This is a genomic window from Christiangramia fulva (genome assembly GCF_003024155.1).
GTDB classification, from domain to species: Bacteria; Bacteroidota; Bacteroidia; order Flavobacteriales; family Flavobacteriaceae; genus Christiangramia; species Christiangramia fulva.
In genome coordinates, this window is record NZ_CP028136.1 from 3,574,583 (window position 1) to 3,597,278 (window position 22,696).

The 22,696-nt window shown below is 38.7% G+C and carries 23 protein-coding genes and 1 riboswitch; of the genes, 13 read left to right on the forward strand and 10 right to left on the reverse strand.

From position 1 onward, the window contains the following. Positions 1 to 10: 10 nt before the first annotated feature. Both C7S20_RS16065 and C7S20_RS16070 read right to left on the reverse strand, forming a co-directional pair. Complete coding sequence (locus tag C7S20_RS16065; RefSeq protein ID WP_107013427.1) at positions 11 to 460, reverse strand: hypothetical protein; 450 nt, start codon at positions 458 to 460, stop codon at positions 11 to 13. Next, positions 447 to 953: an RNA polymerase sigma factor gene (locus C7S20_RS16070; protein WP_107013428.1), complete on the reverse strand. Its 507-nt coding sequence runs from the start codon at positions 951 to 953 to the stop codon at positions 447 to 449. Before C7S20_RS16070 ends, C7S20_RS16065 begins: the two co-directional genes overlap by 14 nt. 138 nt (positions 954 to 1,091) lie before the next feature. Here C7S20_RS16070 and C7S20_RS16075 point away from each other — a divergent pair, with 138 nt between their 5' ends. Then, positions 1,092 to 2,639, forward strand: a complete 1,548-nt coding sequence (locus tag C7S20_RS16075; protein ID WP_159039960.1) for a S41 family peptidase — start codon at positions 1,092 to 1,094, stop codon at positions 2,637 to 2,639. Between the two features lie 52 nt (positions 2,640 to 2,691). Here C7S20_RS16075 and C7S20_RS16080 read toward each other — a convergent pair whose 3' ends face one another. Together C7S20_RS16080 and C7S20_RS16085 are read right to left on the reverse strand one after the other, a co-directional pair. Next, positions 2,692 to 3,762 (reverse strand): YncE family protein, encoded by a 1,071-nt coding sequence (locus tag C7S20_RS16080; RefSeq protein WP_107013430.1) that lies wholly within the window; start codon positions 3,760 to 3,762, stop codon positions 2,692 to 2,694. Between the two features lie 3 nt (positions 3,763 to 3,765). After that, positions 3,766 to 5,595 carry a TonB-dependent receptor gene (locus C7S20_RS16085; protein ID WP_107013431.1) on the reverse strand — a complete coding sequence of 610 codons (1,830 nt, stop codon included), beginning with the start codon at positions 5,593 to 5,595 and terminating at the stop codon, positions 3,766 to 3,768. Positions 5,596 to 5,626: 31 nt separating this feature from the next. Then, positions 5,627 to 5,930, reverse strand: a riboswitch (cobalamin riboswitch). A gap of 71 nt (positions 5,931 to 6,001) precedes the next feature. Between C7S20_RS16085 and C7S20_RS16090 the strand changes: the two genes are divergently transcribed. The 8 genes from C7S20_RS16090 to C7S20_RS16125 all read left to right on the forward strand — a co-directional run bounded on the left by C7S20_RS16090 (position 6,002) and on the right by C7S20_RS16125 (position 13,466). After that, positions 6,002 to 7,135, forward strand: coding sequence for an ABC transporter substrate-binding protein (locus C7S20_RS16090; RefSeq protein ID WP_107013432.1), 1,134 nt, complete (start codon positions 6,002 to 6,004; stop codon positions 7,133 to 7,135). Next, positions 7,135 to 8,166 (forward strand): iron ABC transporter permease, encoded by a 1,032-nt coding sequence (locus C7S20_RS16095; protein WP_107013433.1) that lies wholly within the window; start codon positions 7,135 to 7,137, stop codon positions 8,164 to 8,166. The genes C7S20_RS16090 and C7S20_RS16095 overlap by 1 nt, the downstream gene beginning before the upstream one ends. After that, positions 8,167 to 8,958, forward strand: a complete 792-nt coding sequence (locus tag C7S20_RS16100) for an ABC transporter ATP-binding protein (RefSeq protein WP_107013434.1) — start codon at positions 8,167 to 8,169, stop codon at positions 8,956 to 8,958. 75 nt (positions 8,959 to 9,033) lie between these two features. Then, positions 9,034 to 10,470 carry a DNA recombination protein RmuC gene (locus C7S20_RS16105; protein WP_107013435.1) on the forward strand — a complete coding sequence of 479 codons (1,437 nt, stop codon included), beginning with the start codon at positions 9,034 to 9,036 and terminating at the stop codon, positions 10,468 to 10,470. Continuing rightward, positions 10,467 to 11,591 carry a serine hydrolase domain-containing protein gene (locus C7S20_RS16110; protein WP_107013436.1) on the forward strand — a complete coding sequence of 375 codons (1,125 nt, stop codon included), beginning with the start codon at positions 10,467 to 10,469 and terminating at the stop codon, positions 11,589 to 11,591. Before C7S20_RS16105 ends, C7S20_RS16110 begins: the two co-directional genes overlap by 4 nt. Then, on the forward strand, positions 11,591 to 11,956 hold the full coding sequence (locus C7S20_RS16115; protein ID WP_107013437.1) for a 6-phosphogluconate dehydrogenase: 366 nt from the start codon (positions 11,591 to 11,593) through the stop codon (positions 11,954 to 11,956). Before C7S20_RS16110 ends, C7S20_RS16115 begins: the two co-directional genes overlap by 1 nt. Before the next feature lie 2 nt (positions 11,957 to 11,958). Further along, positions 11,959 to 12,510, forward strand: a complete 552-nt coding sequence (locus tag C7S20_RS16120; protein WP_107013438.1) for an acyl-CoA thioesterase — start codon at positions 11,959 to 11,961, stop codon at positions 12,508 to 12,510. Then, positions 12,507 to 13,466 (forward strand): bile acid:sodium symporter family protein, encoded by a 960-nt coding sequence (locus C7S20_RS16125; protein WP_107013439.1) that lies wholly within the window; start codon positions 12,507 to 12,509, stop codon positions 13,464 to 13,466. Before C7S20_RS16120 ends, C7S20_RS16125 begins: the two co-directional genes overlap by 4 nt. On the opposite strand, the gene C7S20_RS16130 is transcribed toward C7S20_RS16125, so the two are convergent. From C7S20_RS16130 to rpmH, 3 genes are all read right to left on the reverse strand, one after another. Then, the gene (locus C7S20_RS16130; protein WP_107013440.1) at positions 13,455 to 13,853 is read right to left on the reverse strand and encodes a DUF423 domain-containing protein; all 399 of its coding nucleotides are present in this window, start codon (positions 13,851 to 13,853) and stop codon (positions 13,455 to 13,457) included. The two genes, C7S20_RS16125 and C7S20_RS16130, sit on opposite strands and share 12 nt — an antisense overlap. A gap of 74 nt (positions 13,854 to 13,927) precedes the next feature. Then, positions 13,928 to 16,780 carry a carbamoyl-phosphate synthase large subunit gene (carB, locus tag C7S20_RS16135; protein ID WP_107013441.1) on the reverse strand — a complete coding sequence of 951 codons (2,853 nt, stop codon included), beginning with the start codon at positions 16,778 to 16,780 and terminating at the stop codon, positions 13,928 to 13,930. Positions 16,781 to 16,882: 102 nt separating this feature from the next. Continuing rightward, positions 16,883 to 17,041, reverse strand: a complete 159-nt coding sequence (rpmH, locus tag C7S20_RS16140; protein WP_083645310.1) for a 50S ribosomal protein L34 — start codon at positions 17,039 to 17,041, stop codon at positions 16,883 to 16,885. A 150-nt stretch (positions 17,042 to 17,191) separates the two neighbouring features. Here rpmH and C7S20_RS16145 point away from each other — a divergent pair, with 150 nt between their 5' ends. After that, positions 17,192 to 17,707: a tetratricopeptide repeat protein gene (locus tag C7S20_RS16145; RefSeq protein WP_107013442.1), complete on the forward strand. Its 516-nt coding sequence runs from the start codon at positions 17,192 to 17,194 to the stop codon at positions 17,705 to 17,707. Between the two features lie 127 nt (positions 17,708 to 17,834). Then, a complete protein-coding gene (locus C7S20_RS16150; protein WP_107013443.1) occupies positions 17,835 to 18,539 on the forward strand; it encodes a TlpA family protein disulfide reductase in 705 nt (234 codons plus the stop codon). Here the strand turns inward: C7S20_RS16150 and C7S20_RS16155 are convergent. Then, positions 18,536 to 19,492, reverse strand: coding sequence for a lytic transglycosylase domain-containing protein (locus C7S20_RS16155; RefSeq protein ID WP_107013444.1), 957 nt, complete (start codon positions 19,490 to 19,492; stop codon positions 18,536 to 18,538). The genes C7S20_RS16150 and C7S20_RS16155 overlap by 4 nt on opposite strands. Positions 19,493 to 19,498: 6 nt before the next feature. Further along, positions 19,499 to 20,206, reverse strand: a complete 708-nt coding sequence (locus C7S20_RS16160; protein WP_107013445.1) for an alpha/beta fold hydrolase — start codon at positions 20,204 to 20,206, stop codon at positions 19,499 to 19,501. A gap of 100 nt (positions 20,207 to 20,306) precedes the next feature. Between C7S20_RS16160 and C7S20_RS16165 the strand changes: the two genes are divergently transcribed. Further along, positions 20,307 to 21,020 carry a pirin family protein gene (locus C7S20_RS16165; RefSeq protein WP_107013446.1) on the forward strand — a complete coding sequence of 238 codons (714 nt, stop codon included), beginning with the start codon at positions 20,307 to 20,309 and terminating at the stop codon, positions 21,018 to 21,020. A 10-nt stretch (positions 21,021 to 21,030) separates the two neighbouring features. After that, a complete protein-coding gene (locus C7S20_RS16170) occupies positions 21,031 to 21,327 on the forward strand; it encodes an N-acetyltransferase (protein ID WP_107013447.1) in 297 nt (98 codons plus the stop codon). Here C7S20_RS16170 and mtaB read toward each other — a convergent pair. Next, a complete protein-coding gene (mtaB, locus tag C7S20_RS16175) occupies positions 21,324 to 22,655 on the reverse strand; it encodes a tRNA (N(6)-L-threonylcarbamoyladenosine(37)-C(2))-methylthiotransferase MtaB (RefSeq protein ID WP_107013448.1) in 1,332 nt (443 codons plus the stop codon). The genes C7S20_RS16170 and mtaB overlap by 4 nt on opposite strands. Positions 22,656 to 22,696: the final 41 nt, after the last annotated feature.

Genomic DNA, 22,696 nt, shown 5'->3' on the forward strand with positions numbered 1-22,696 from the left:
ATTTCTGATTTTAGTCTATTTTGATTATTTTATTTGTTGTTTTATTGAATTCTTTTAGATATACAAGGTCTGCAGATCCTTCATTCATGATCTGAGAAACCATCTGTAAGGTTTCTTTTGTTTTCTGAAGTGCCAGTTCTTCATCGGTAATGGTTCCCAGGTCATTTTGATTTAAAGAGGAAGAACTATTTTGGAAGAAGAAAAATACTCCAAGCGCAATAATGAGAACCGCCGCGACCGAAGCCCAGGTGAACCTGTAACTTTTTTGACCAACCTGAGGGGCTTTCTCCTCCATTTTATTTTCCCGTTGCTTTTCGGCAAAGGCAAACATTAATTTATAAGGGCTTAAATGAGCAGGAACCTCGTTTTTAAAATACTCCCTGAGGATATTTTCTTCAGCCAGGGAAGTCTGCCCTTCCTCATATTTCTCAATGAGCTTTTCTATTTTACCTGATTCCATAATTATGTTTTTTTATAAGACTTTCTCTAATTGTTTTTCGTGCTCTTGAAAGTGCCACGCGAATAGCGGTAGGATTCATTTCCATGATTTCGGCAATTTCTTCATAGTCGTATTGTTCCACATCTCTTAATTGAAAGATCATTTTCTGCTGCTCAGGTAATCCATCCACAATTTTCGATAACCACTCCATTTCGTCATTTAATTCCACTTCCTTTTGAAGGGACGTATTGCTGTCATAATTTTGATGAACAATTCGCAAATGGTTGTTTTGTTTGAGTTTCAGCTGGTCCAAACAATAATTTTTTGTAACTGTCATTGCAAAAGCTTCCGTATTGGCATAATGCTTGATATTTTCCTTCCGGCTCCAGAGTTTTAGAATAACTTCCTGAGTTGCGTCTTCGGCAGCCTCCTTTGAGGTAAGCATGCGAAGTGCCAGGCGATACATTTTGTCCTTCACCGGATCAATTATTTTAAGGAAGGCTGTTTCTTTCATTTTGAGTGGTTGGTTTTGTAATACCTTCTCAATCTTACGACGAATACGTTACAGTTTTGTTACAATTTATTTTTAAATTATATATATGTACCTATTTTTGACAGATTTCAATAAAAATATATTAACGATTAAATGAATATGAAAAAGACCCAATTTTTACTCCTCTTTTTTTTGACAGGATTTTTATTTACCTCCTGCTCCAAAGAAGATATGAATGATAATCCCGTAGATCCAAATGCGGAGCTATCAGGAGAAAAACCTACAGATAATATAGATCTTGAAATAAAAGATTTTGAATGGAAAGCAATGAATGTCTGGTATCTTTTCCAGGACGATAAAGAAGTATTACAGGATGATTATTTTGCGAATCAAACCGAACTTAACACCTGGCTTTCTACCTGGGACACCCCGGAAGATCTTTTTTATGATGGTCTTCTCTATGACTATCCCAATATAGATAGGTTTAGCTGGATAGTAGATGATTATACAGAACTTGAAAATGAATTTGCTGGAATTTCCCAATCAAGCGGAATGAATTTTGGCTTGGCGAGATTATGTAGTGGTTGTTCAGAGATTGCCGGATTAGTTAGGTATGTTGTTCCAGGTTCACCAGCTGATTTAGCAGGAATAAAACGAGGAATGTTGTTCACTGAGGTGGACGGGCAAAAATTAACCGTTGATAATTACAGGACATTACTTTATACCACTTTATCTCTAACCTATGGTTTTAATGATTTAAGCCAGGGTACGGTTGGTGATGTCAATAAAGAAATTGATATCACTAAAACAACGGTTATTGAGAATCCGGTTTATATTGCCAAAACCTTTGACCTTAACGGCAAAAAGGTAGGATACCTTATGTACAATAACTTTGTCCATAATTATGATGATGAATTAAATGACGTTTTCGCTGATTTTAAAACTAAAGGGATTTCTGATCTCATTCTGGACTTACGATATAATACTGGTGGCCGATTGACTTCTGCAGTTGATTTGGGAAGTATGATCAATGGACAGCTAAAAGGGAAAGTATTTCTAAAAGAAAAATACAATAGCTATATAACTCAGGCTTTCACCGAACAGTTTGGAGCAGAATCACTTATTACCAAATTTGATGATCAAATCTATGAATATGATAATAATTCCGATTTTCCTGCTCAACCTATAAACAGCCTTAATTTGAATAAACTCTATGTTATAACTTCAGGATCTACGTATTCTGCCAGTGAAGTTCTTATTAATGGCCTTTCACCTTATATGGATGTCATCAAGGTTGGCGATACCACAGGCGGAAAATTTCAGGCATCTATTACTTTATACGATACCAAAGCTCCTAATTTTCAGAAGAACAGTGGTAATTTAAATCCCGACCATAAGTATGCCTTGCAGCCGCTGGTTTCTAGCAACACCAATGCAAACGGAGAAGCTTACCCAGAAGGTTTGATCCCGGATGAAGCGCAATATGAATCTATTTTCACTTATGGTATCCTTGGAGATGAAAATGAACCTTTGCTCAATACGGCCTTAGGTTTGATTTCCGGAAATACTTCTCGAAGCAGATTACAAAGGGATACAAATAAGAGTTACAGGAAACTACCTACTATTAGTGAAAGCAACGCCCAATCGCCCACTTTTGGTAAAATGTATGTGGATGGTTTACACCCGAAATTATCTCTTGAGGAATAGAGGCTAAAAATTTTTTTAACTAAAAACCCTGCCCTTACGCAGGGTTTTTTGATTAATTAAAATACACCGAATTCGGGTTTATTCCGGTTGAATACTGATCTAAAAGGCTACCATCTGAAAGATCATAAATATAAAGATTCCCGTCTCCTGTATAATCGGCGTTAGGCGAGGCGATATAGGCTTTATTATCTTTTATACTGAAACCATAGAGAATAGCAGCTTCCTCAGCAATAAAAACAGGTGTATCAGAAAGCGTCCCGGCAGGTTCGAATTTAAAAACCGATTTTCCAATAGTATAAAATAAATTGTTATTGTAAATTACAAGATGATCGGGGTGAGCATTCCCTGAAAAATCCAGTTTTGAAATTACTTCCCCGGTATTTAAATCGATCGATGCAAGGCTGCCCGAGGTCTCCTCAGCAGGATCAGGATAATCAGATTTGCCAGAGGAAAGTACCCATAACTTATCGCCATCAACGACCATAGAATTGGGCCTAAAACCTACCTCTATTTGCTTTTTGACAATTTTAGATGCCAGGTCAATAACACTTATTTTATCACTGTAAGAAAATCCGCCAATATGGGCCACATATAATGAATTATTGGCAACTTTCATTTGTTCAGGGCCTTCTGAAACTTCAATTTTTTCTTTAAAACTGTAATTACTAATATCAAAAACCGCAATAAAATCATCGGCAGGATCCATCCCGTCACCCCAGTTCGATACATATAATTCGCCGTTTTCGACTAAAGCATAACGCGGATTGCTAACATTTGTAGTAATGCTGGCAACACTTTGAAAAGTCTCCCTATTTACGATTTCAATTTTATTGGAAACATTGAGTACTATAATCGCAAGATCCTCATAAAATGCCATACTTTGGGCGGTATCGCCTAACGGACTTCCATTTACATTCTGAAATAACTGTTTTTCTGTTTCATTGGTGTTTTCGTTAAGAAAACTAACCGATGCATTTGCAGAACCAAAATTCCCCTCATTAAGAATAATTAATCCGTTTCGGTATCCCATTTCCACAGGCTCTGCGGGAACAGGCTCCTCTTTTTCACAGGAGGAAAGGAAGAATATCGAAATTAATAATAGCGAAATTTTTTTAAGGTTCATTTTCTAAAATTTTAAGGTTAGGCTTGATTTAAAAGACCTGCCCGGCATTGGCCTGGAAGGCATATTCTGATAATTTTTGTCAAAAAGGTTCTGTACCTGAAATTGAAGTTTTAATGCCGGTACTTTTGAAATTCGGTAGGAAACCCCCAAATCACTTAGAAAATATCCCGGCAGCTCATATTTATTATCTGAAGAAGTGTAGATCTTCCCGTTGTACAGGCTGTTGTACCATATTTCAAAATTCTTCCATTGATAAGCTCCGGAAAAAGTGACTTTATGGTAAGGTGTATAAATAAGTTGTTTACCGGTTGCTTCATCGATTGCTCTGGTATAGGAATAAATGGAATTTAATTCCAAACGGCTATTTTTGCTAAAATCATAGAACCATTTTGCGAAGAATTCCATGCCTAAATTATGAGCATTGGCGGTATTTACAGGTTTCCAGACTCCGGAATCATCGGGAACCCATCGAATAAGATTTTGAAGATCGATATAATAGGTATTGAAATTAAGCTCAAAATTTTCAAATCTGAAATCATTGCCAATTTCTGCCTGCAAGGAAGTTTCCGGTTTTAAATCAGGATTTCCTCCCGACTGCCAGAAAAGATCATTAAAAGTTGGTATTCTGAAATTCCGCGAAAAATTCCCCCTCAAAGAATAAAATTCACTGAATTGGTAATTTCCTCCGGCTGAAAATAACAATGGAGAATTATATAGATCTCCAATTTCCTGCCTCAAACTCAACTTATAACCGAGTTTTTCAAGCCTCTGGTTCCACAACAGGGAAAATCCGGTAGTTTTTCGGTTTGCATCTGTAATTCCAGATCCTTCTCCATTAATCCCGGTATAATCAGTTATTAGTTCCAGCTTTTTATTTCCTGAAAATTCATATTTCAGATCGTATTTTATGATCCCCGTTTTCGCTTTTCCGAAACTGAAATTTGCAGAATTACGATTTTCATAATATTTGAATTCTTCATCAAGCCACGCCAGTTTTAAACTGCTGGTGAAATTTCCCAAAAAAGATTTCCATTCGAGCAGATTTTTCGCATTCCTGTCTTCATATTTACTATTGGAAGTAAGTTGTAGGCTTCCTGAAAAACCGCGATCTCCCCGGAAATAATTTGAATAAAATTTTAGCAGATTTTTTTCCCCGAGCCATTGCCCCAAGGCCGCATTTAATGATATGTTGGAGAAATCTCCATTTTGATTTTTGTTCCCGGTGCCTTTGTATTTATAATCATTTTCAGAACTTATGCCACTTATGTTAATGTTAACACTGGTGTTATCGGTAGAGAATTTACCTGCCCATCCAGCCTGGTAGGTATCAAAACTGCCAAAACCTGCACGAATTCTATTTTCAGTATTTCCTGAAAAATTCAGTTCATTATTCAAATGAATACTTCCGCCAATGGCTCCGCTTCCATAAATCACGCTTCCTCCACCGGGGCGAAGGCTTATTTCGTCATAAACATAGGTATTTACGGTATTAAAATCAGTTTGTCCGGTAAACTGGGAATTGATATTAATGCCATTCCAGACCACGGCTGTCTGCGCAGCACCCGTTCCACGAACCGAGGCTGAGGAAACCATTCCATAGCCATTTTCACGAAAAAAGAAAGGAGAATTGAATTTTAAAAGAGAAGTGAGCAATGGCTCCTGCCGGTCAATAACCGAATCTTGCATTTTTTTTGTGAACTGTCCTTCAGAGAATTGCTTCAGCTTAACATCGCTTAAACGCACCTCGTCCAGCCATTGAACCGAGTTGGTCTGTGCCGAAAGAAAACTTACAGCACCAAAAAAAATAATAAAGAAAAAGTTGTTTCTGTTCATAAGCCGCAGACCTTTATCCCGAAAGTCATTCGTTATTGGTGAAACTCGGGCAGGTCTCCTGGCTCGCGTACTGCAATTCACCTTCCCATTCGTCTAAGCGAACAGTGGTATGAAGAATTATTGCAGCCATCCGCCTAAAGGCGGACAAAGCTTACAGTTGCGGGAACAGCTCAGGCTTTTGAAGTATGAAATTAGAAGTTAGAATTACGAAATATTCTTTAAAAAACTAAAGTTTAAAAATTCGGATTTCCAAATTAGCAAATCGTACTTCCCCTGATTCCCTTTTAATCGATGCAGAAATAAATCGGCATCAAACCAAAATTTCAATGCGAAATTAAACAAATAAGTTTGTTCTTAAGTTGAAAAATTTAAATAATCTTACTTTTGAATTCCTAAACCGGGAAAATTGAAAAAATTATACTTTATCTTTTTTATTGCCATTATTTGCTCCTGCAAGGATCAGAAATCTGCTAATCATGCACTCAAAGCTGAAGGAAAAAAGGTAAATATTGAAAATGCTGAAGGTTTTAGTATAGAAAAATTTGAAGGTTACAGTATCCTGAAAGTCAAAACCCCCTGGCCGGAAGCAGAAAAACCTCTCACCTATCTTTTAGCTGACGAGAATGCCGAAATTCCTGAAAATATAGAGTATGATGAAAAAATTCAGGTTCCTGTAGAAAGTATTGTGGTGACTTCAACCACACACATTCCGGCACTTGAAGCTTTAAATGAAGAATCCAGCCTGGTAGGATTTCCCGGCCTTAATTATGTTTCTTCAACAAAAACAAGAAAACTCATTTCTGAAGGGAAGATCGCCGAACTCGGCCAGAACGAAAATTTAAATACCGAGGTTCTAATAAATACCAATCCCGACCTGGTGGTAGGCTTTGCTATAAACGGAGCTAACAAAGCTCTGGTGACTGTCAAAAAAACAGGAATTCCGGTTATTTATAACGGTGATTGGACCGAACAGTCCCCGCTGGGAAAAGCTGAATGGATCAAATTTTTTGGCGCTTTGTTCGGAAAAGAGAAAAAAGCTGCTGAAATTTTCAATACTATTAAGAAAGATTATTTAAAAGCCCGGGAAGTCGCTGCAACTTCAACAAACAGACCCACGGTAATTACAGGTTCCATGTTCAAAGACCAGTGGTATATGCCTTACGGAAATTCCTGGCAGGCTCAGTTCTTTAAAGATGCCAATGCTAATTATCTTTATTCTGAAACAAAAGGAAACGGGAGTCTATCATTGTCTTTTGAAAGTGTACTGAACAAAGCCGAAGATGCCGATTTCTGGATTAGTTCCGGACAATTTACTTCTTACGAGCAACTTCTGGATCAATCTCCACACTATCAGCAATTCAAAGCTGTGCGCGATAAAAACGTATATAGCGTAAGTCTTTCAAAGGGAGAAACCGGCGGAATCCTGTTTTATGAACTCGGCCCTCAAAGACCCGATCTGGTACTAAAAGACCTGATTTCCATTTTTCACCCGAAACTTTTAGAAAATTACGAACCTGTTTTCTATAAACCACTTCAATAATGCTAAATCAGAGAAAATATATTCTGGCCTTGATTTTCCTTTTTATAGCAGTGGTTTTTACAGCTCTTTTTAATATAAGTCTTGGTTCGGTAAGTATTCCTTTGAAAGAAGTAATTGCGTCGTTACTGGGAATGCATGTAGAAAAAGATACCTGGAGATATATTATTCTGAACTATCGACTTCCAAAGGCCATGACCGCCGTAATAACAGGGTCGGGCCTGGCGGTTAGCGGCCTCCTTATGCAAACGCTTTTCCGAAATCCTCTGGCTGGCCCGTATGTACTTGGTCTTAGCAGCGGCGCAAGTTTAGGCGTGGCCCTTGTTTTTATGGGTGCTTCGGTCTTTGGCGCTTCTTTTGCAGCCATTTTCCTCTCAAGCTGGAGCCTCGTCATTGCCTCAAGTCTGGGAAGTTTACTGGTTCTTTTCGCGGTGATCTTGGCCTCCGTTAGGTTGAGGGATACAATGGCAATATTGATAATCGGACTCATGTTCGCAAGTCTCACTGCAGCTATAGTAAGCGTTCTGGCTTATTTCAGCCCCGCGTCCAACCTGCAGCAATATGTTTTCTGGTCGTATGGAAGCCTTGGAAATCTAGGCTGGAGCGAGGTGGGAATTTTAAGCATTTTCTGGTTAGCAGGAATATTAATTTCCATAGGAAGCATTAAAAATCTTAATTCATTGCTCTTAGGCGAACAATACGCCAGAAGTCTGGGAACGAACATCAGAAAAAACAGATTTTTAATAATTATTGCCACAAGTCTTCTCGCCGGAAGTATCACAGCCTTTGCAGGCCCAATTGCCTTCATAGGCCTGGCCGTACCCCATCTTATCCGTCAGGTAATTCCATCTTCAAATCATATCACCCTGGTACCGGCCGTTATTTTTGGAGGTGCTATTTTAATGTTACTATGCGATACGGTGGCTCAGTTACCAGGAAGTGAAGTAAGTTTACCGATCAATGCTATAACTTCTATAATCGGCGCGCCGGTTGTAATCTGGCTACTGGTAAGAAAAAGGCGATTCAATTTTTAAATGAAAAGAAATACTTCAAATATCGTTCTGAAAACTGAAGATCTCAGCATTGGTTACCAGCGGAAAAAGGAAGATATCCTGGTTGCTTCCGGTATTGGTCTTGAGATAAGCGAAGGAGAACTGGTAGCTGTAATCGGAGTGAATGGCGCGGGAAAATCTACTTTATTAAAAACTTTAAGTGGGATCTTACAACCAGTTGAAGGAAAAGTTTTTATAGATGAAAAGGAATTGAATTTTATTCAGCATGAAGATCTTGCAAGAATGGTAAGTCTGGTTCTAACTGAACAGTTTCTATCTAAAAACCTGAAGGTATTTGAATTGATCGCCCTGGGAAGACAACCATATACTAATTGGATTGGAAGGCTTACCCAAAATGACCTAAAAAAGATTTTGGAAGCCATGAAACTGGTAGATATAGAAGCCGTTAAAAACAAGAAATGCCATGAATTAAGTGACGGACAGTTTCAAAAAGTACTAATAGCTCGTGCACTGGCACAGGATACGCCGCTTATTATTCTCGATGAGCCAACAAATCACCTTGATCTTTACCATAAGGCTTATGTTCTGAAATTGCTTCAAAGGCTCAGCAAAGAAACAGGAAAAGCAATAATTTTCGCTTCCCACGAGATCAATCTGGCCGTTCAGCTGTGTGACCGGCTTATCATCATTAAAGATGGCAAAGCTATTTCAGGAACTCCCTCAGAGCTTGTAAAATCGGAAACTTTTAAAGGTCTCTTTCCCGGGAACCTGATAAAATTTGACGACCTGTCTTCAACTTTTAAAATTCAGTAAGCTTGTTATCAAATTTTACGCGCACTTCTTTCTTAAAGTTGTTAATTAAGTATATTTGAGAAAACCTCCTATTTCATGAATGACTATCTTTTGTTTCTAATTATTTTTCTCATTGCCTTAGGTGTTGGAATTTATCTTGGAAGATTAATTTCCGGCTTAAAATCTAAAGGAGAAACCGGAAGGCTGGAAGAAAAAAACAATCAACTTTCACTTCATATAGAAGAACTTAAACGTCAATCTATTAATGATTTAGATAATCATAAAAAAGAACTGGAAGAAGCCAAGAAAGAATCTAAAGCCCAGATTGAAAAAATTGAAACCACTTTAGAAGAATTACGTCGCGAAAAGGACAATCTCAACGTGCAGTTAACCAGAAAAATTTCCGAATTCAATAACCTTCAGGAAAGAAATGAAGAGCAGAAAGCTGAAGTTGAAAAACTCCAGGAGAAGTTCACTAAAGAATTCGAAAATCTGGCCAACAAGATCCTTGATCAAAAATCGGAGAAATTCACCAGTCTTAATAAACAGAATATTGAAAACATCCTGGATCCGCTTCAGAAGAAAATAAAGGATTTTGAAGAGAAAGTGAACTTGACAAACACCGAATCTATAAAAAGGCACGCTGAACTTGGCGAAAAACTGAAATTCCTGAATGAGCAGAATGTCAAGATCAGTGAAGAAGCGAATAATCTTACCAAAGCTCTGAAAGGCGACACCAAAATGCAGGGAAATTGGGGCGAAATGGTGCTGGAACGTGTACTGGAAAGAAGCGGACTCCAGAAAGACAGCGAATATTTCGTTCAGCAAAGTTTTAATACAGAAGAAGGAAAACGTGTCATGCCCGATGTGATCATACATCTTCCGGGTGACAAAAAGATGGTAGTTGACTCAAAAGTTTCCCTAAATGCCTATGAAAGATATTGTAATGAAACTGAGGAAGATGAAAAGAAAAAGCATCTTAAAAATCATCTGATTTCGGTTAGGAATCGCATTAGTGAACTCAGCAACAAGAATTACCATTCCCTTTACCAGATGGAAAGTCCAGATTTTGTACTGCTTTTCATACCTATAGAAGCCGCTTTTGCCGTGGCTTCGAACGAACATCCTAACCTCTATAACGAAGCATTTCAGAAAAATATCATAATTGTAACCCCTACTACTCTATTAGCTGTTTTAAAAACAATTGACAGCATGTGGCAAAACGAAAAACAAAAGCAGAACGCCATTGAAATAGCAACTCAAGCAGGAAGGTTATATGATACTTTTACAAATTTTACTGAAGATCTTATTAAAATTGGAAAACAGATCGGGACCGTTCAGAATACCTATGAAGGGGCTATGAAGAAAATTTCTACTGGCAGAGGTAATTTAGTTAGTCGGGTTGAAAAACTTAAAAAACTGGGAGCAACAGCCAGTAAACATTTAGATAAAAACCTTTTAAAACGAGCTGAAATTGATGAAGATGAAGAAGAAGACGAAGAAACCGAAAACAAAACTTTAGACCTTCGATGAAAAAAAATTACATTCTAATAAACCTGCTATTTTTCATTGCATTTACTTTAAATGCTCAGGAAGTTTATTTCCCTCCAAATGGTGAGTGGCAGGAAAAACAGGCTTCAAATTATCACCTTGACTTTAATGAAGCGGTAGAATTTGCAAAAAAGAATGAATATTCCGAATCCCGTGACCTGCGCCAGGCGATATTAAAAGGTTTCCAGAGTGAACCTTACCACAAACTGCTTGGACCCACCAAAAGAAGAGGTGGTCCTGCAGGCGTCATTCTTAAAAATGGATATATTGTAGCAAAATGGGGTGATATTGAGAGGGTGGACATGACATTTAGCGTCACTAAGAGCTTTCTTTCTACAACTGCCCTAATTGCCAAACAGGAAGATCTTATAGACAGTTTTGATGATAAAGTAGAAAATTATCTTTGGGACGGCACCTTTGATGGGCCACATAACAGCAAAATAACCTGGGAACATCTGCTTCAGCAAAATTCAGATTGGAGTGGGGAGCTATGGGATTCTTTTGACTGGGCAGATCGTCCGCCTCAGGATCAGAATATCGATCAGTGGCGTTCCCGGGAACTTCATGAACCCGGTACTTATTTTAAATATAATGATGTTCGGGTGAACGTTTTAGCTTACTCATTACTAAATGTTTTTCGAGAACCGCTTCCGAAGATCCTGAAAAAGAACATTATGGATCCCATAGGCGCTTCAACTACCTGGAGATGGTATGGGTATGAAAACTCCTGGACGACCATTGACGGACTTAAAATGCAATCGGTTAGCGGCGGTGGACATTCCGGAGGCGGAATGTTTATCAGCACTAAAGATATGGCCAGGTTCGGACTTCTGTTTATGAAATGGAAGAATGAGCAGCTGCTCTCTTCCGAACTGATTCATCAGGCCGTGCAATCTTCCTCAGCAAATCCTGATTATGGCTATATGTGGTGGCTAAATAAGGATGCAAGCATGAAAAATTTGGGACAGGACGTCTTTTATGCAGCCGGGTTTGGCGGAAATTTCATTGTGGTTGATCAAAAAAATAACCTTGTAATAGTAATCCGGTGGCTGGAGCCTTCAAAATTTGAAGAATTCCTGAACCTGGTTTATAAAAACACTTAATGAAAAAGATACTTTTTTACATACTCGGCGGAATTCTGGTGATCTGGCTTTTCAGCTATGCGTTTATTTATTTTGTGCCTTACAGCGAAGGAACAAGAAGCGGTGAACTGATCAAGTTCAGTAGAAAAGGAGTGATTTCTAAAACATGGGAAGGTGAAATAAGCCAGGGAATCAGCGGAGCCCAGATCTTTCAGTTTTCGGTAATGAAAGGCAATGAGGAGGTTGTAAAAAAATTGAAAGAATATGAAGGCGGATATGTGCGTTTAACCTATGTGGAGCGGTTTTCTACATTCTTTTTCTGGGGTGATACCAAATATTTTATTAAAGACGTGGAGAAAATTCAGAGTCCGCATTTTAGCAAGTAATTATGCAAAAAAAATATAAAACTGTGGGAGAAAGCCGGGTGACGATTTCAGAACTCATGCTTCCCTCCCATTCTAATTTCAACGGAAAAATTCACGGTGGCTATGTGTTATCACTATTAGACCAGATAGCTTTTGCCTGTGCTTCTAAACATTCCGGCGCGTACTGCGTGACAGCAAGCGTTGATACGGTTGATTTTTTAAAACCTATTGAAATAGGAGAACTGGTCACCATGAAAGCCTCGGTGAACTATACCGGCCATAGCTCTATGGTTATAGGGATTCGAGTGGAAGCCGAAAACATACAAACCGGAGCAAAAAAACATTGCAATTCTTCATATTTTACAATGGTTGCGAAGGATGCCAAGGGAAAATCGGTTGATATTCCGGGCCTAATTCTGAAAAATGATAATGACATCAGGCGATTTGTAAAAAGTATTGAGCGCAGAAAGGTGAAATTGAGTAAAAATGAAGAATTTCATGAAACCGATTTTACCAAAGAAGAATATCTTCACATTCTGGAAGATCAAAAAGTTCAAATTCAAACGGGGTCTTGAAGGCGAACGCTTTTATAATTGCCATTTTTGCAAGCATCGGGATCGCTTATTTTTTCCCGGAAGGGACCCAAATACTCCCTCTTAAAACGATTATCGACATCGGGATCGGGTTAATCTTCTTTTTCTATGGCCTTAAACTCGCCCCATCTGAATTTAAAAGCGGTTTAAAGAATTATAAAGTTCATTTCATCATTCACATTACCACTTTTATCATTTTCCCGTTGCTATGCCTCGCCTGCATTCCTGTTTTTGACAAAGGAACAGGATCTGATCTCTGGATTGCCTTGTTTTTCCTGGGAACGCTACCCTCAACGGTATCTTCTTCGGTAGTTATGGTTTCTATTGCTAAAGGAAACATTCCTGCTGCTATTTTTAACGCCAGCCTTTCAGGAATTATTGGGATTTTCGCCACTCCGCTATGGCTTGGAGCCATATTAGGCAAAACAGCTGACTTTGATTTCGCGACTGTTTTATGGAAATTATTCCTTCATATAATCTTACCCTTATTAATAGGAATTTTTCTCCAGCGATACTTCGGAAAATGGGCAAGGAAACACAGCAAAAAACTTGGCCTGTTCGACAAGGGAACTATTTTATTGATCATCTATTCCAGCTTCAGCACTTCTTTTACTTCAAATCTTTTTGACCGTATTCAGCTGGAAGGTCTTATAAAAATGATCGTTTTATTAATGATTTTATTCTTTGTAGTATTCTTTGGCCTCGCATTTGTTTCCAGACAGTTCGGTCTAAAAAGAGATGAAAAGATCACTGCCCAATTCTGCGGAACAAAAAAGTCACTGGTTCATGGTTCGGTAATGGTGAAAGTGATCTTCGGAAATGCCGCGAATTCAGGATTGTTATTGCTACCAGTTATGCTTTATCATTCCACTCAGTTAATACTTATTGCATGGTTTGCTGAAAAATATGCAAAACAAAAAGAAGAATCAGGGAGTTAAATAAGGGGCAATCTGGATAATTTCAATTGAAAATAATATCCAGCCGGCAATAAGAAGAAGCCCTCCCAGTGGCGTAACAGGCCCTAAAACTTTCATACTTTTTCCTCTTGAAGAGAGCCATGTAAGCAGGTAAATACTGAAAGAAAAAAGAAAAATTCCAATTATAAAACACCACGCGGCGATGGTCTGGCCTGTGTCCAGAAAAGGAAATACGATTCCGCAAATAATGATCATTATCGCATGATACATCTGGTATCGAACACCGGTTTCAAAACTGCGCAACTGATCGTCGTTAAAAGATCTTCTGAGGGCGTGGGCACCGAAAGCTCCTAAAATCACCGCAAGCGTTCCGTAAATGCCGCCTATCAACAAGATTACATCTTTCATCCCTGATAATTTGAATTGAAATTAACGAAAAACGGACAGCCCCGCTGTCCGTTTATATAAACATTAACCTTAATTTATTTGCTTAGGTACATCTTTCTTCTGGCATACAGATCATAAAACTCGTCATCTCTAAGATTATCAATAAACAAAATACTTTCCCCTGTACTTTTCATTTCAGGACCAAGCTGTTTGTTCACCTTATGAAATTTATTGAAAGAGAATACTGGTTGCTTGATCGCATAACCATCTAATTTAGGCTCAAATTTGAAATCTTTCAATTTGTTTTTTCCCAGCATGATCTTGGTCGCATAGTTCACATAAGGCTCCTTGTAAGCTTTCGCGATGAAAGGAACAGTTCTGGAAGCCCTTGGATTTGCTTCAATAATATAGACCTTGTCATCTTTTATCGCGAACTGAATATTTATAAGTCCTACTGTATTCAGCGCCAGGGCGATCTTCCTTGTATGATCTTTTATCTGCTGGATCACCAAATCTCCAAGATTGAAAGGAGGTAAAAGAGCATTAGAATCACCTGAATGGATCCCGCAGGGCTCAATATGTTCCATTATTCCGATGATATAAACATCTTCGCCATCACAAATCGCATCTGCTTCGGCTTCAATAGCCCCATCAAGATAATGGTCAAGCAATAATTTATTATTTGGAATTTTTCTTAGAAGATCGATCACCGTTGCCTCAAGATCTTCTTTGTTGATCACAATTTTCATTCCCTGTCCACCTAAAACATAAGAAGGCCTCACAAGAATAGGAAAGTCAAGCTCATCGGCAAGGGCGAGGGCTTCATCAGCAGTTTCTGCAGTTCCGAAATCGGGATATGGAATATTATTTTTCTGAAGCAGGGTTGAGAAGCTTCCGCGGTCTTCAGCAAGATCAAGCGCTTTAAAGCTCGTTCCCATAATTTTTATTCCGTAGCGATCGAGCTTTTCAGCAAGTTTAAGGGCCGTTTGCCCGCCCAACTGAACGATCACTCCTTCTGGTTTTTCATGCTGAATAATGTCGTAGATATGTTCCCAGAAAACCGGTTCGAAATAAAGTTTATCGGCGACATCAAAATCGGTTGAAACGGTTTCAGGGTTACAATTGATCATAATGGTTTCATAACCACATTCTGAAGCAGCCAGCACACCATGCACGCAACTGTAGTCAAATTCTATTCCCTGCCCTATTCTATTTGGTCCCGAGCCAAGAACAACAATTTTCTTCCTGTCAGTCACCACACTCTCATTCGCCACGTAAACCTCTCCGTCTTTATTGCGAATTTGATCTTCAAAAGTTGAATAATAATAGGGAGTTTCAGCCTTGAATTCTGCGGCACAGGTGTCCACCAGTTTATAAATTCTCTTCACTCCTAACTCCTCGCGCTTCTTATAAACTTCACTTTCGAGACATTCAAGCATGTGAGCAATTTGCCTGTCGGCGAAACCTTTTTGTTTGGCTTCCAGCATTAATTCTTTTGGAAGGGAATCGATATCGAATTTTGAAATTTCCTGTTCCAGGGCGTATAATTCTTCATACTGGCGCAGAAACCACATATCTATTTTCGTGATCTCATGAATCCTGCTCAACGGAATTCCCATTTGAATCGCATCGTAAAGAACAAAAACGCGATCCCAGCTGGGATTTGTAAGTTTATCAATGATCTGGTCGTAGTTGGTATAGCCTTTGCCGTCGGCGCCAAGGCCATTTCTTTTAATTTCAAGAGATTGCGTGGCTTTATGCAGCGCTTCCTGGAATGAACGACCAATACCCATCACCTCTCCAACAGATTTCATGGTAAGTCCCAGAGTTCTGGTGGCTCCTTCAAATTTATCAAAATTCCATCGCGGAATTTTCACGATCACATAATCGAGAGATGGTTCAAATAAAGCGGAAGTTGATTTAGTTATCTGGTTTTCCAGTTCATCCAGATGGTATCCCAATGCCAGTTTGGTAGCGATTTTAGCGATAGGATAACCTGTTGCTTTAGAGGCCAGGGCCGAAGATCTTGATACCCGTGGATTGATCTCAATTGCATAAATATCTTCTTTTTCATCCGGGCTCACCGCGAACTGAACATTACAACCACCGGCAAAATCACCGATGCTGCGCATCATTCTAATTGCCATATCCCTCATTCGCTGATAGGCGGTATCGCTCAATGTCATTGCCGGAGCTACCGTAATGGAATCCCCGGTATGGATTCCCATGGGATCCATATTTTCAATGGTACAGATAATCACCACATTATCATTCTTATCCCGAAGCAATTCCAGTTCGTATTCCTTCCAGCCCAACAGCGCTTTGTCTATAAGTACCTCGTGGATTGGAGAAGCTTCCAGGCCATAGGAAAGCATTTCATCAAAATCTTCAGGATGGTGAACAAAAGAGGCGCCACTTCCCCCAAGGGTAAAAGAAGCCCGAATTACCAGCGGAAAACCAAATTCCTGAGCAACTTCTTTTCCCTGTAAATAAGAAGTTACCGTTTTAGCGGGTGCCACCGGAATCCCGATCTTTCCCATTAATTGTTTAAACTGCTCCCGGTCTTCGGTGATATTGATAGCGTCGATATCAACACCAATAAGTTTTACCCCAAAGTCATTCCATATTCCTTTTTCGTCTGCCTCAATACATAAATTCAAAGCTGTTTGCCCACCCATTGTTGGTAAAACAGCATCAATTTCAGGATGCTCCTTTAAAATTTCAACAAGCGATTTAGTCGTAAGCGGCTTTAAATACACATGATCAGCCATAGAAGGGTCGGTCATGATCGTGGCCGGATTTGAATTTATAAGGATGGTTTTAATACCATCTTCTCTTAGAGATCGCAGAGATTGTGTACCAGAATAATCGAATTCACAGGCCTGGCCAATTATAATGGGTCCGGAACCTATGATGAGAACGCATTTGAGATCTTTGTTTTTAGGCATGCTTTAAAGTTGAGTTGACGTTAAAAATAAGAAGCGATTGGATATAAAAAAAGGCGTTACTGAAAAAGTAACACCTTTATTTATTTTGAAACTCGTGATTCATTAGTGCTTGTGTCTGTTTTCAGAAGATACAGATAATTTTTTTCTACCTTTTGCTCTTCTACGTGCAAGGACTTTTCTTCCGTTAGCACTAGACATACGCTCGCGAAATCCGTGCTTGTTTTTTCTTTTCCTCTTGGATGGCTGAAACGTTCTTTTCATTTTAAATATCTTTTATCTTCTGTAAATTCGGTTTTTCCTGTCTTTAAAACTGCGTGCAAATATACAAAGCTTTTTATCTACTCCAAATACTAAACATAAAATATTTTTAATTGTTTTTATTACCTTTGCGGCCTGAAAAACGACATAGAAATGTTCAATAAAAATATCAAATTAGTAATTGCCGGCCTTATAATAGTTTGGGCGGTATGGCAATTTGTTGAAGGCCATATAGGAAATGGGATATCTCTTATACTCCTTTCCGGAATCTTTATCTTTCTCTATTTTAAAAACGAAATGATATTACTGGCGTTTCTTCGTTTAAGAAAACAGGATTTTGAGGGGGCCAAAAAATGGCTGGATAAAATCAAAGATCCCGAAAAAGCACTTACCAAAAAACAACAGGGATATTACTGGTATCTTCACGGTCTTATGGTTTCCCAAACGAATATTACCCAGGCCGAAAAATTCTTTAAACGCGCCATTCGTCTTGGTCTCTCAATGGATCATGATCTCGCCATGGCCAAATTAAACCTTGCGGGTATCGCCATGACAAAAAGAAGAAAAAGAGAGGCTACTATGCTCCTCAATGAAGCTAAAAAACTTGATAAGCATGGAATGATGAATGACCAGATAAGGATGATGAAGGAACAAATGAAGAAAATCTAGAACTGTTTTATCCTTTTTTCTTTCAAAAACTACATTTTAACTAAAATACAGGTAGTTAAACGAATAATTTTTCGGGCAACGGAAAGCTAAAGTACTTTTGCAGGGTAACAGCCCCTCAAAAAGTTGCATGAAGAGAGTTTTACTCTTTGTTTTAATACTTATCGGTCCCCACCTCTTTTCACAGGAAACCCCCAGGGACAAGGTATACTTCTCTCAAATTCTCTCAGAACATCTCGCAGATTATAATAGAAAAGCCGATCTTGCTTATCGCTTCCGCGATTATGAAAAAGCTAAAAAACTTTTTGATTCCCTAACTTCTAATTTTCTGGAAGGATCTTATATGGATAACTTCGGGTTCTATGATCTAAAGAAAAAAGAAGTTCACCTTTACGATTATAAGAAACCTGTATTTCTAATTACTTACGCCTCCTGGTGTATTCCGGGAAAGGGGGAAATTCCGGCGCTGAACAAACTTGCCAGTGAATTAAAAGATAAGATTGATTTTGTAGTGCTGTACTGGGACACTCATACTAAAGCAAAAGAAATGGCAAAGCAATTTGATTCTGCCATCCACGTGGTTTATGTTGATGAATCGGCCAATACCAGTCCTTATGTGATCAAGCAATTAAAACATTCTTTAGGTCTTCCCACCTGTTTCCTTCTTTCTGGTAATAAAGAAATTACCGGAATTCGTCGCAGTATTTTTCCAGGTATGCAAACCGATGAAGAAACAGCCTTTACCCAGAATTATATGGCGATGGAAACTTCGATCAACAACGATCTTATTAAAACTTATACTGAATACGCCGAGAACGTTTCCCTTGAGGACTAATCCAGTGCCGGATAATAACCTTTTTCGGGTATCTTAATAAAATAGGTTTTTCGGGAGGCATTGTTGAGATGATCATCCCTCAACCAGGGGTTATGGATTTTCAGTGTTTTATAATTGATCCCAAACTGACTGGCAAAATCTGGAAAATCTTTAACTACCGTATCCACCTTTACCTCAAAGGTTGGAATTGGCTGATAAAGATCTTCTTTGTCAAAGACAAATCCGTATTTTTTAGGATGATTCATTATTTCCTTTAAGGCCAATAACCTGAATATATACCTTCCGGTCTCTTCTCCAAGCAGCAAATCGTAATAATCATCTACTTTTTGCCGTTCAAGTTGCTTATCAATACCATACTGCCCGGCATTATATGAAGCGGCTGCCAGGGTCCAGGATCCAAATCGCTCTTTTGCCTTTTTTAGATACTGAGCAGCTGCACGGGTAGCTTTTTCAATATTATAACGTTCATCAACATTATCATTTATTTCGAGGCCATAATCTTTTCCTGTTCCTTCCAGCAACTGCCAGAAACCAACCGCTCTTGCTGGTGATACCGCCTGGGTCAATCCGCTTTCTATAACAGCAAGGTATTTTAGGTCATCTGGCACTCCTTCTTCTTTAAGAATAGGCTCAATTATAGGAAAAAATTTACTGGCTCTTTTCATCAATAACAATGCATTTGACTGCCAGTAGGTGTTCACGAGTAACTCACGGTCCATACGTTCATAAACATCAGGATCATCCATGGGAACATTTTCTCCGGCAAAATCAAGGTTTTTAGGTACGGGAAGGGCGACAATCCTGTAATTATTGGCCACACTTTTTTCAGGTTGTCTGCTACTTTTAACTGAAGCTTCAGAACCTCCAGAGGAATCCTGTTGCACAGCATTGATACTTACCGCACACACAACCAGCACTCCTGCTCCAATCATTATTTTCTTCAATATCTTCATGGCTCTTTATGTTAGGTTATTATAAATTTTCTTTTTCTTAAGTTTTCCAGAAATTATAAGTTCTGGCAAATGTTCATTAAACCAGCGAAAGCGGTTTACAATCATAATATGGGTGCCTTCTTTAACAATGATCGCGTCTTTGATATATTTAATAGGAAAAACTTCATCTTTATCTCCATGAATATGGATCACCCTTTTATCGGGCTTTTCGCAATCCCATTTTACCATGTTTTTTATTGCCCAATCTAAATACTGCTTATTGGTAACCCCAATATACTGTTTATAAAGCCTTGCTCTTTTTTTTAAAAAATCGCTGAAAGCCAGTTTTTCTAAATGGCCCACATGGTTTGCCAGGCTTGTTGGTAATATTCTGAAAATTCCTGTTTTTGCTGCAAATTTCATCCTGGGAGGCAATTCATCTCTGCATTTTACACTGGAAATAATGATCAACCTCTTAAAATCAATAAGCTTTCCTATTTCCTGCACAATTACCCCGCCAAACGAAACACCAATCAGCACAGGATTTTCATGTTTTATAAAACCGAGCATCCTTCCTGCATAATGCTGAAGACTCTCGTCGGGATCGGGAATTTGCCATTCCAGTCGTATCACCTCAAACTTATTTCGTGGCAATTTAATATTATCAAAGATCGATGGATCGGCGGCCATTCCTGGCATGAAATATACGGGTATACGCTGAGATTCCTGTTTCATTTTAACATGTAAATAACAGTAAATCCTCGCATAAAATCGTAAATTTATAGATCAAAATTACTGCTTAATACGCTACTTTCAAATTTACTAAGCCACAAAAATGGATAAAGTTTTACACCCTGCCAGCTCCCGTGGTACTGCTAATTACGGATGGCTGAAAGCCAACTATTCCTTCAGTTTTGCCAATTATTTCGATCCGGGCAAAGTCCAGTTCGGTTTGTTACGCGTTCTTAACGATGATTTTGTGCAAGGCGGAATGGGCTTTGGAACTCACCCTCACGAAAATATGGAAATTATCTCCATTCCTCTAAAAGGAGAGATCAGGCATAAAGATTCCATGGATAATACAAAGGTGATTAAAGCTGGCGAAGTCCAGGTAATGAGTGCGGGAACCGGAGTGGAGCATAGTGAATTCAATCCTTCAAAAGAGGAATTAAATATGCTTCAAATATGGATTTTTCCGGAAAAAAATGGACTGCAACCTCGTTATGGCCAGAAAGATTATTCCTCCCTTCTCAAGAAAAATGAACTTATCAATATCGTCACTCCCAAAAATGACGAGGCCGAGAATGCCCTCTGGATCAACCAAAATGCATATTTACATTTAGGCGAATTTGAGTCTGGCAGGAAAATTGAATACGAATTAAAGGATAAAAGCCACGGAGTTTACGTATTTTTGATAGAAGGTGAAGCTGAAATTGACAATTCAGTACTGAGAAAACGCGATGCTATCGGGATCAAGGCAACGGAAAGTTTTTCCATAATGTTTAAAAATCAGTCAAAGGTTCTTTTAATTGAAGTGCCTATGAATTAATATATCAGGTATGAGCGATGAAGAATTAGTAATTACAGACAATGAGTTTCTTAGGCAATTTGAAACTCGAATTAACGATGAACTGGCAGTAATTGAATATTCGCAACAGGAGCGAAAAATATTTCTCACAAAATTGAGAATGCCAGAAAACACCGAGGATCGACAGGAAGATTTTATCAAAGCCGTTCTTGCCGAAATCAAGGAAAGAAATACAAGAGTAGTTCCCACAAGCCCTGAAATTGCCGGATTTATACGCAAAAATCGCAGGAAATACAAAGACCTGCTTCCTGTGGGAATAAATATTTAAACAGCAACGGCTTTTTCGAGCTCTTCAAATCTTACAAGGCCGTCTTCGTCTATTTCAGTTAATTTAATATTATGGATCGTGTTCACCAAATGCGGATTCCACGGAGCTTTTACTTTTACATAATTTTCAGTAAAACCATGAATGTAGCCGTCTTTATTTTCACCTTCAAAAAGTACTTTTCTTTCGCTTCCTAACTGCTTTTCATAAAAGGCTCTTCTTTTTTTAACAGATAGTCCACGCAGCATCTTACTTCTTTTTTTCCGCACCTTAAGAGGCACTGCCCCACTCATTTCAGCGGCCGGGGTATTATCTCTTTCAGAATAAGTAAAAACATGAAGATAAGAGATGTCTAACTCATTCAGAAAATTATAGGTTTGAAGAAAATGTTCATCAGTTTCTCCCGGAAAACCTACGATCACATCAACCCCGATGCAAGCGTCCGGCATCACTTCCCTAATGTGATTCACGCGATCTACATAAAGATCGCTCATATAGCGACGGCGCATCTTTTTCAGGATTTCATCACTTCCACTTTGCAGCGGAATATGAAAATGTGGCACAAAAGTCTTACTTCTCGCAACAAATTCTATGGTTTCATTTTTAAGAAGATTCGGTTCTATTGAAGAAATACGCAAACGCTCGATGCCTTCAACTTCATCCAGGGCTTTTACAAGATCTAAAAAAGTATGTTCATGCTTTTTATTGCCAAATTCACCTTTTCCGTAATCACCAATATTCACTCCTGTAAGAACAATTTCTTTAATTCCTTTTTCAGAAATCTCTGAAGCATTATCAAGAACATTTTGAAGTTTGTCGCTGCGGGAAATCCCTCTCGCCAGCGGAATAGTGCAATAGGTGCATTTGTAATCACATCCATCCTGAACTTTTAAAAAAGCCCTTGTACGGTCGCCAATTGAATAGGACCCAACATAAAAATCGGCTTCATCGATCTCGCAGGAATGAACCTCACCCATTTCGTTTTTAGAAAGATCATTCAGATAATCGGTAATTTTGAATTTCTCGGTCGCACCCAAAACCAGGTCAACACCATCAACTTCAGCAAGTTCTTCGGGTTTTAACTGGGCATAACAACCTACAGCCACTAAAAAAGCATCTTCATTTACCTTTTGGGCTTGCTTTACAATGGTCTTAAACCGTTTATCGGCATTCTCGGTAACAGAACAGGTATTGATCACATAAATATCTGCTTTCTCATGAAATCCCACGCGCTCGAAACCTTCATTTTCAAAAGAACGCGCAATGGTTGAGGTCTCCGAAAAGTTCAGTTTACAACCCAGGGTGAAGAATGCTACTTTTTTAGTTTCCATAAAAACTTTTTATTCTTTTCTGAAATTCAGGGCAGCAAAGA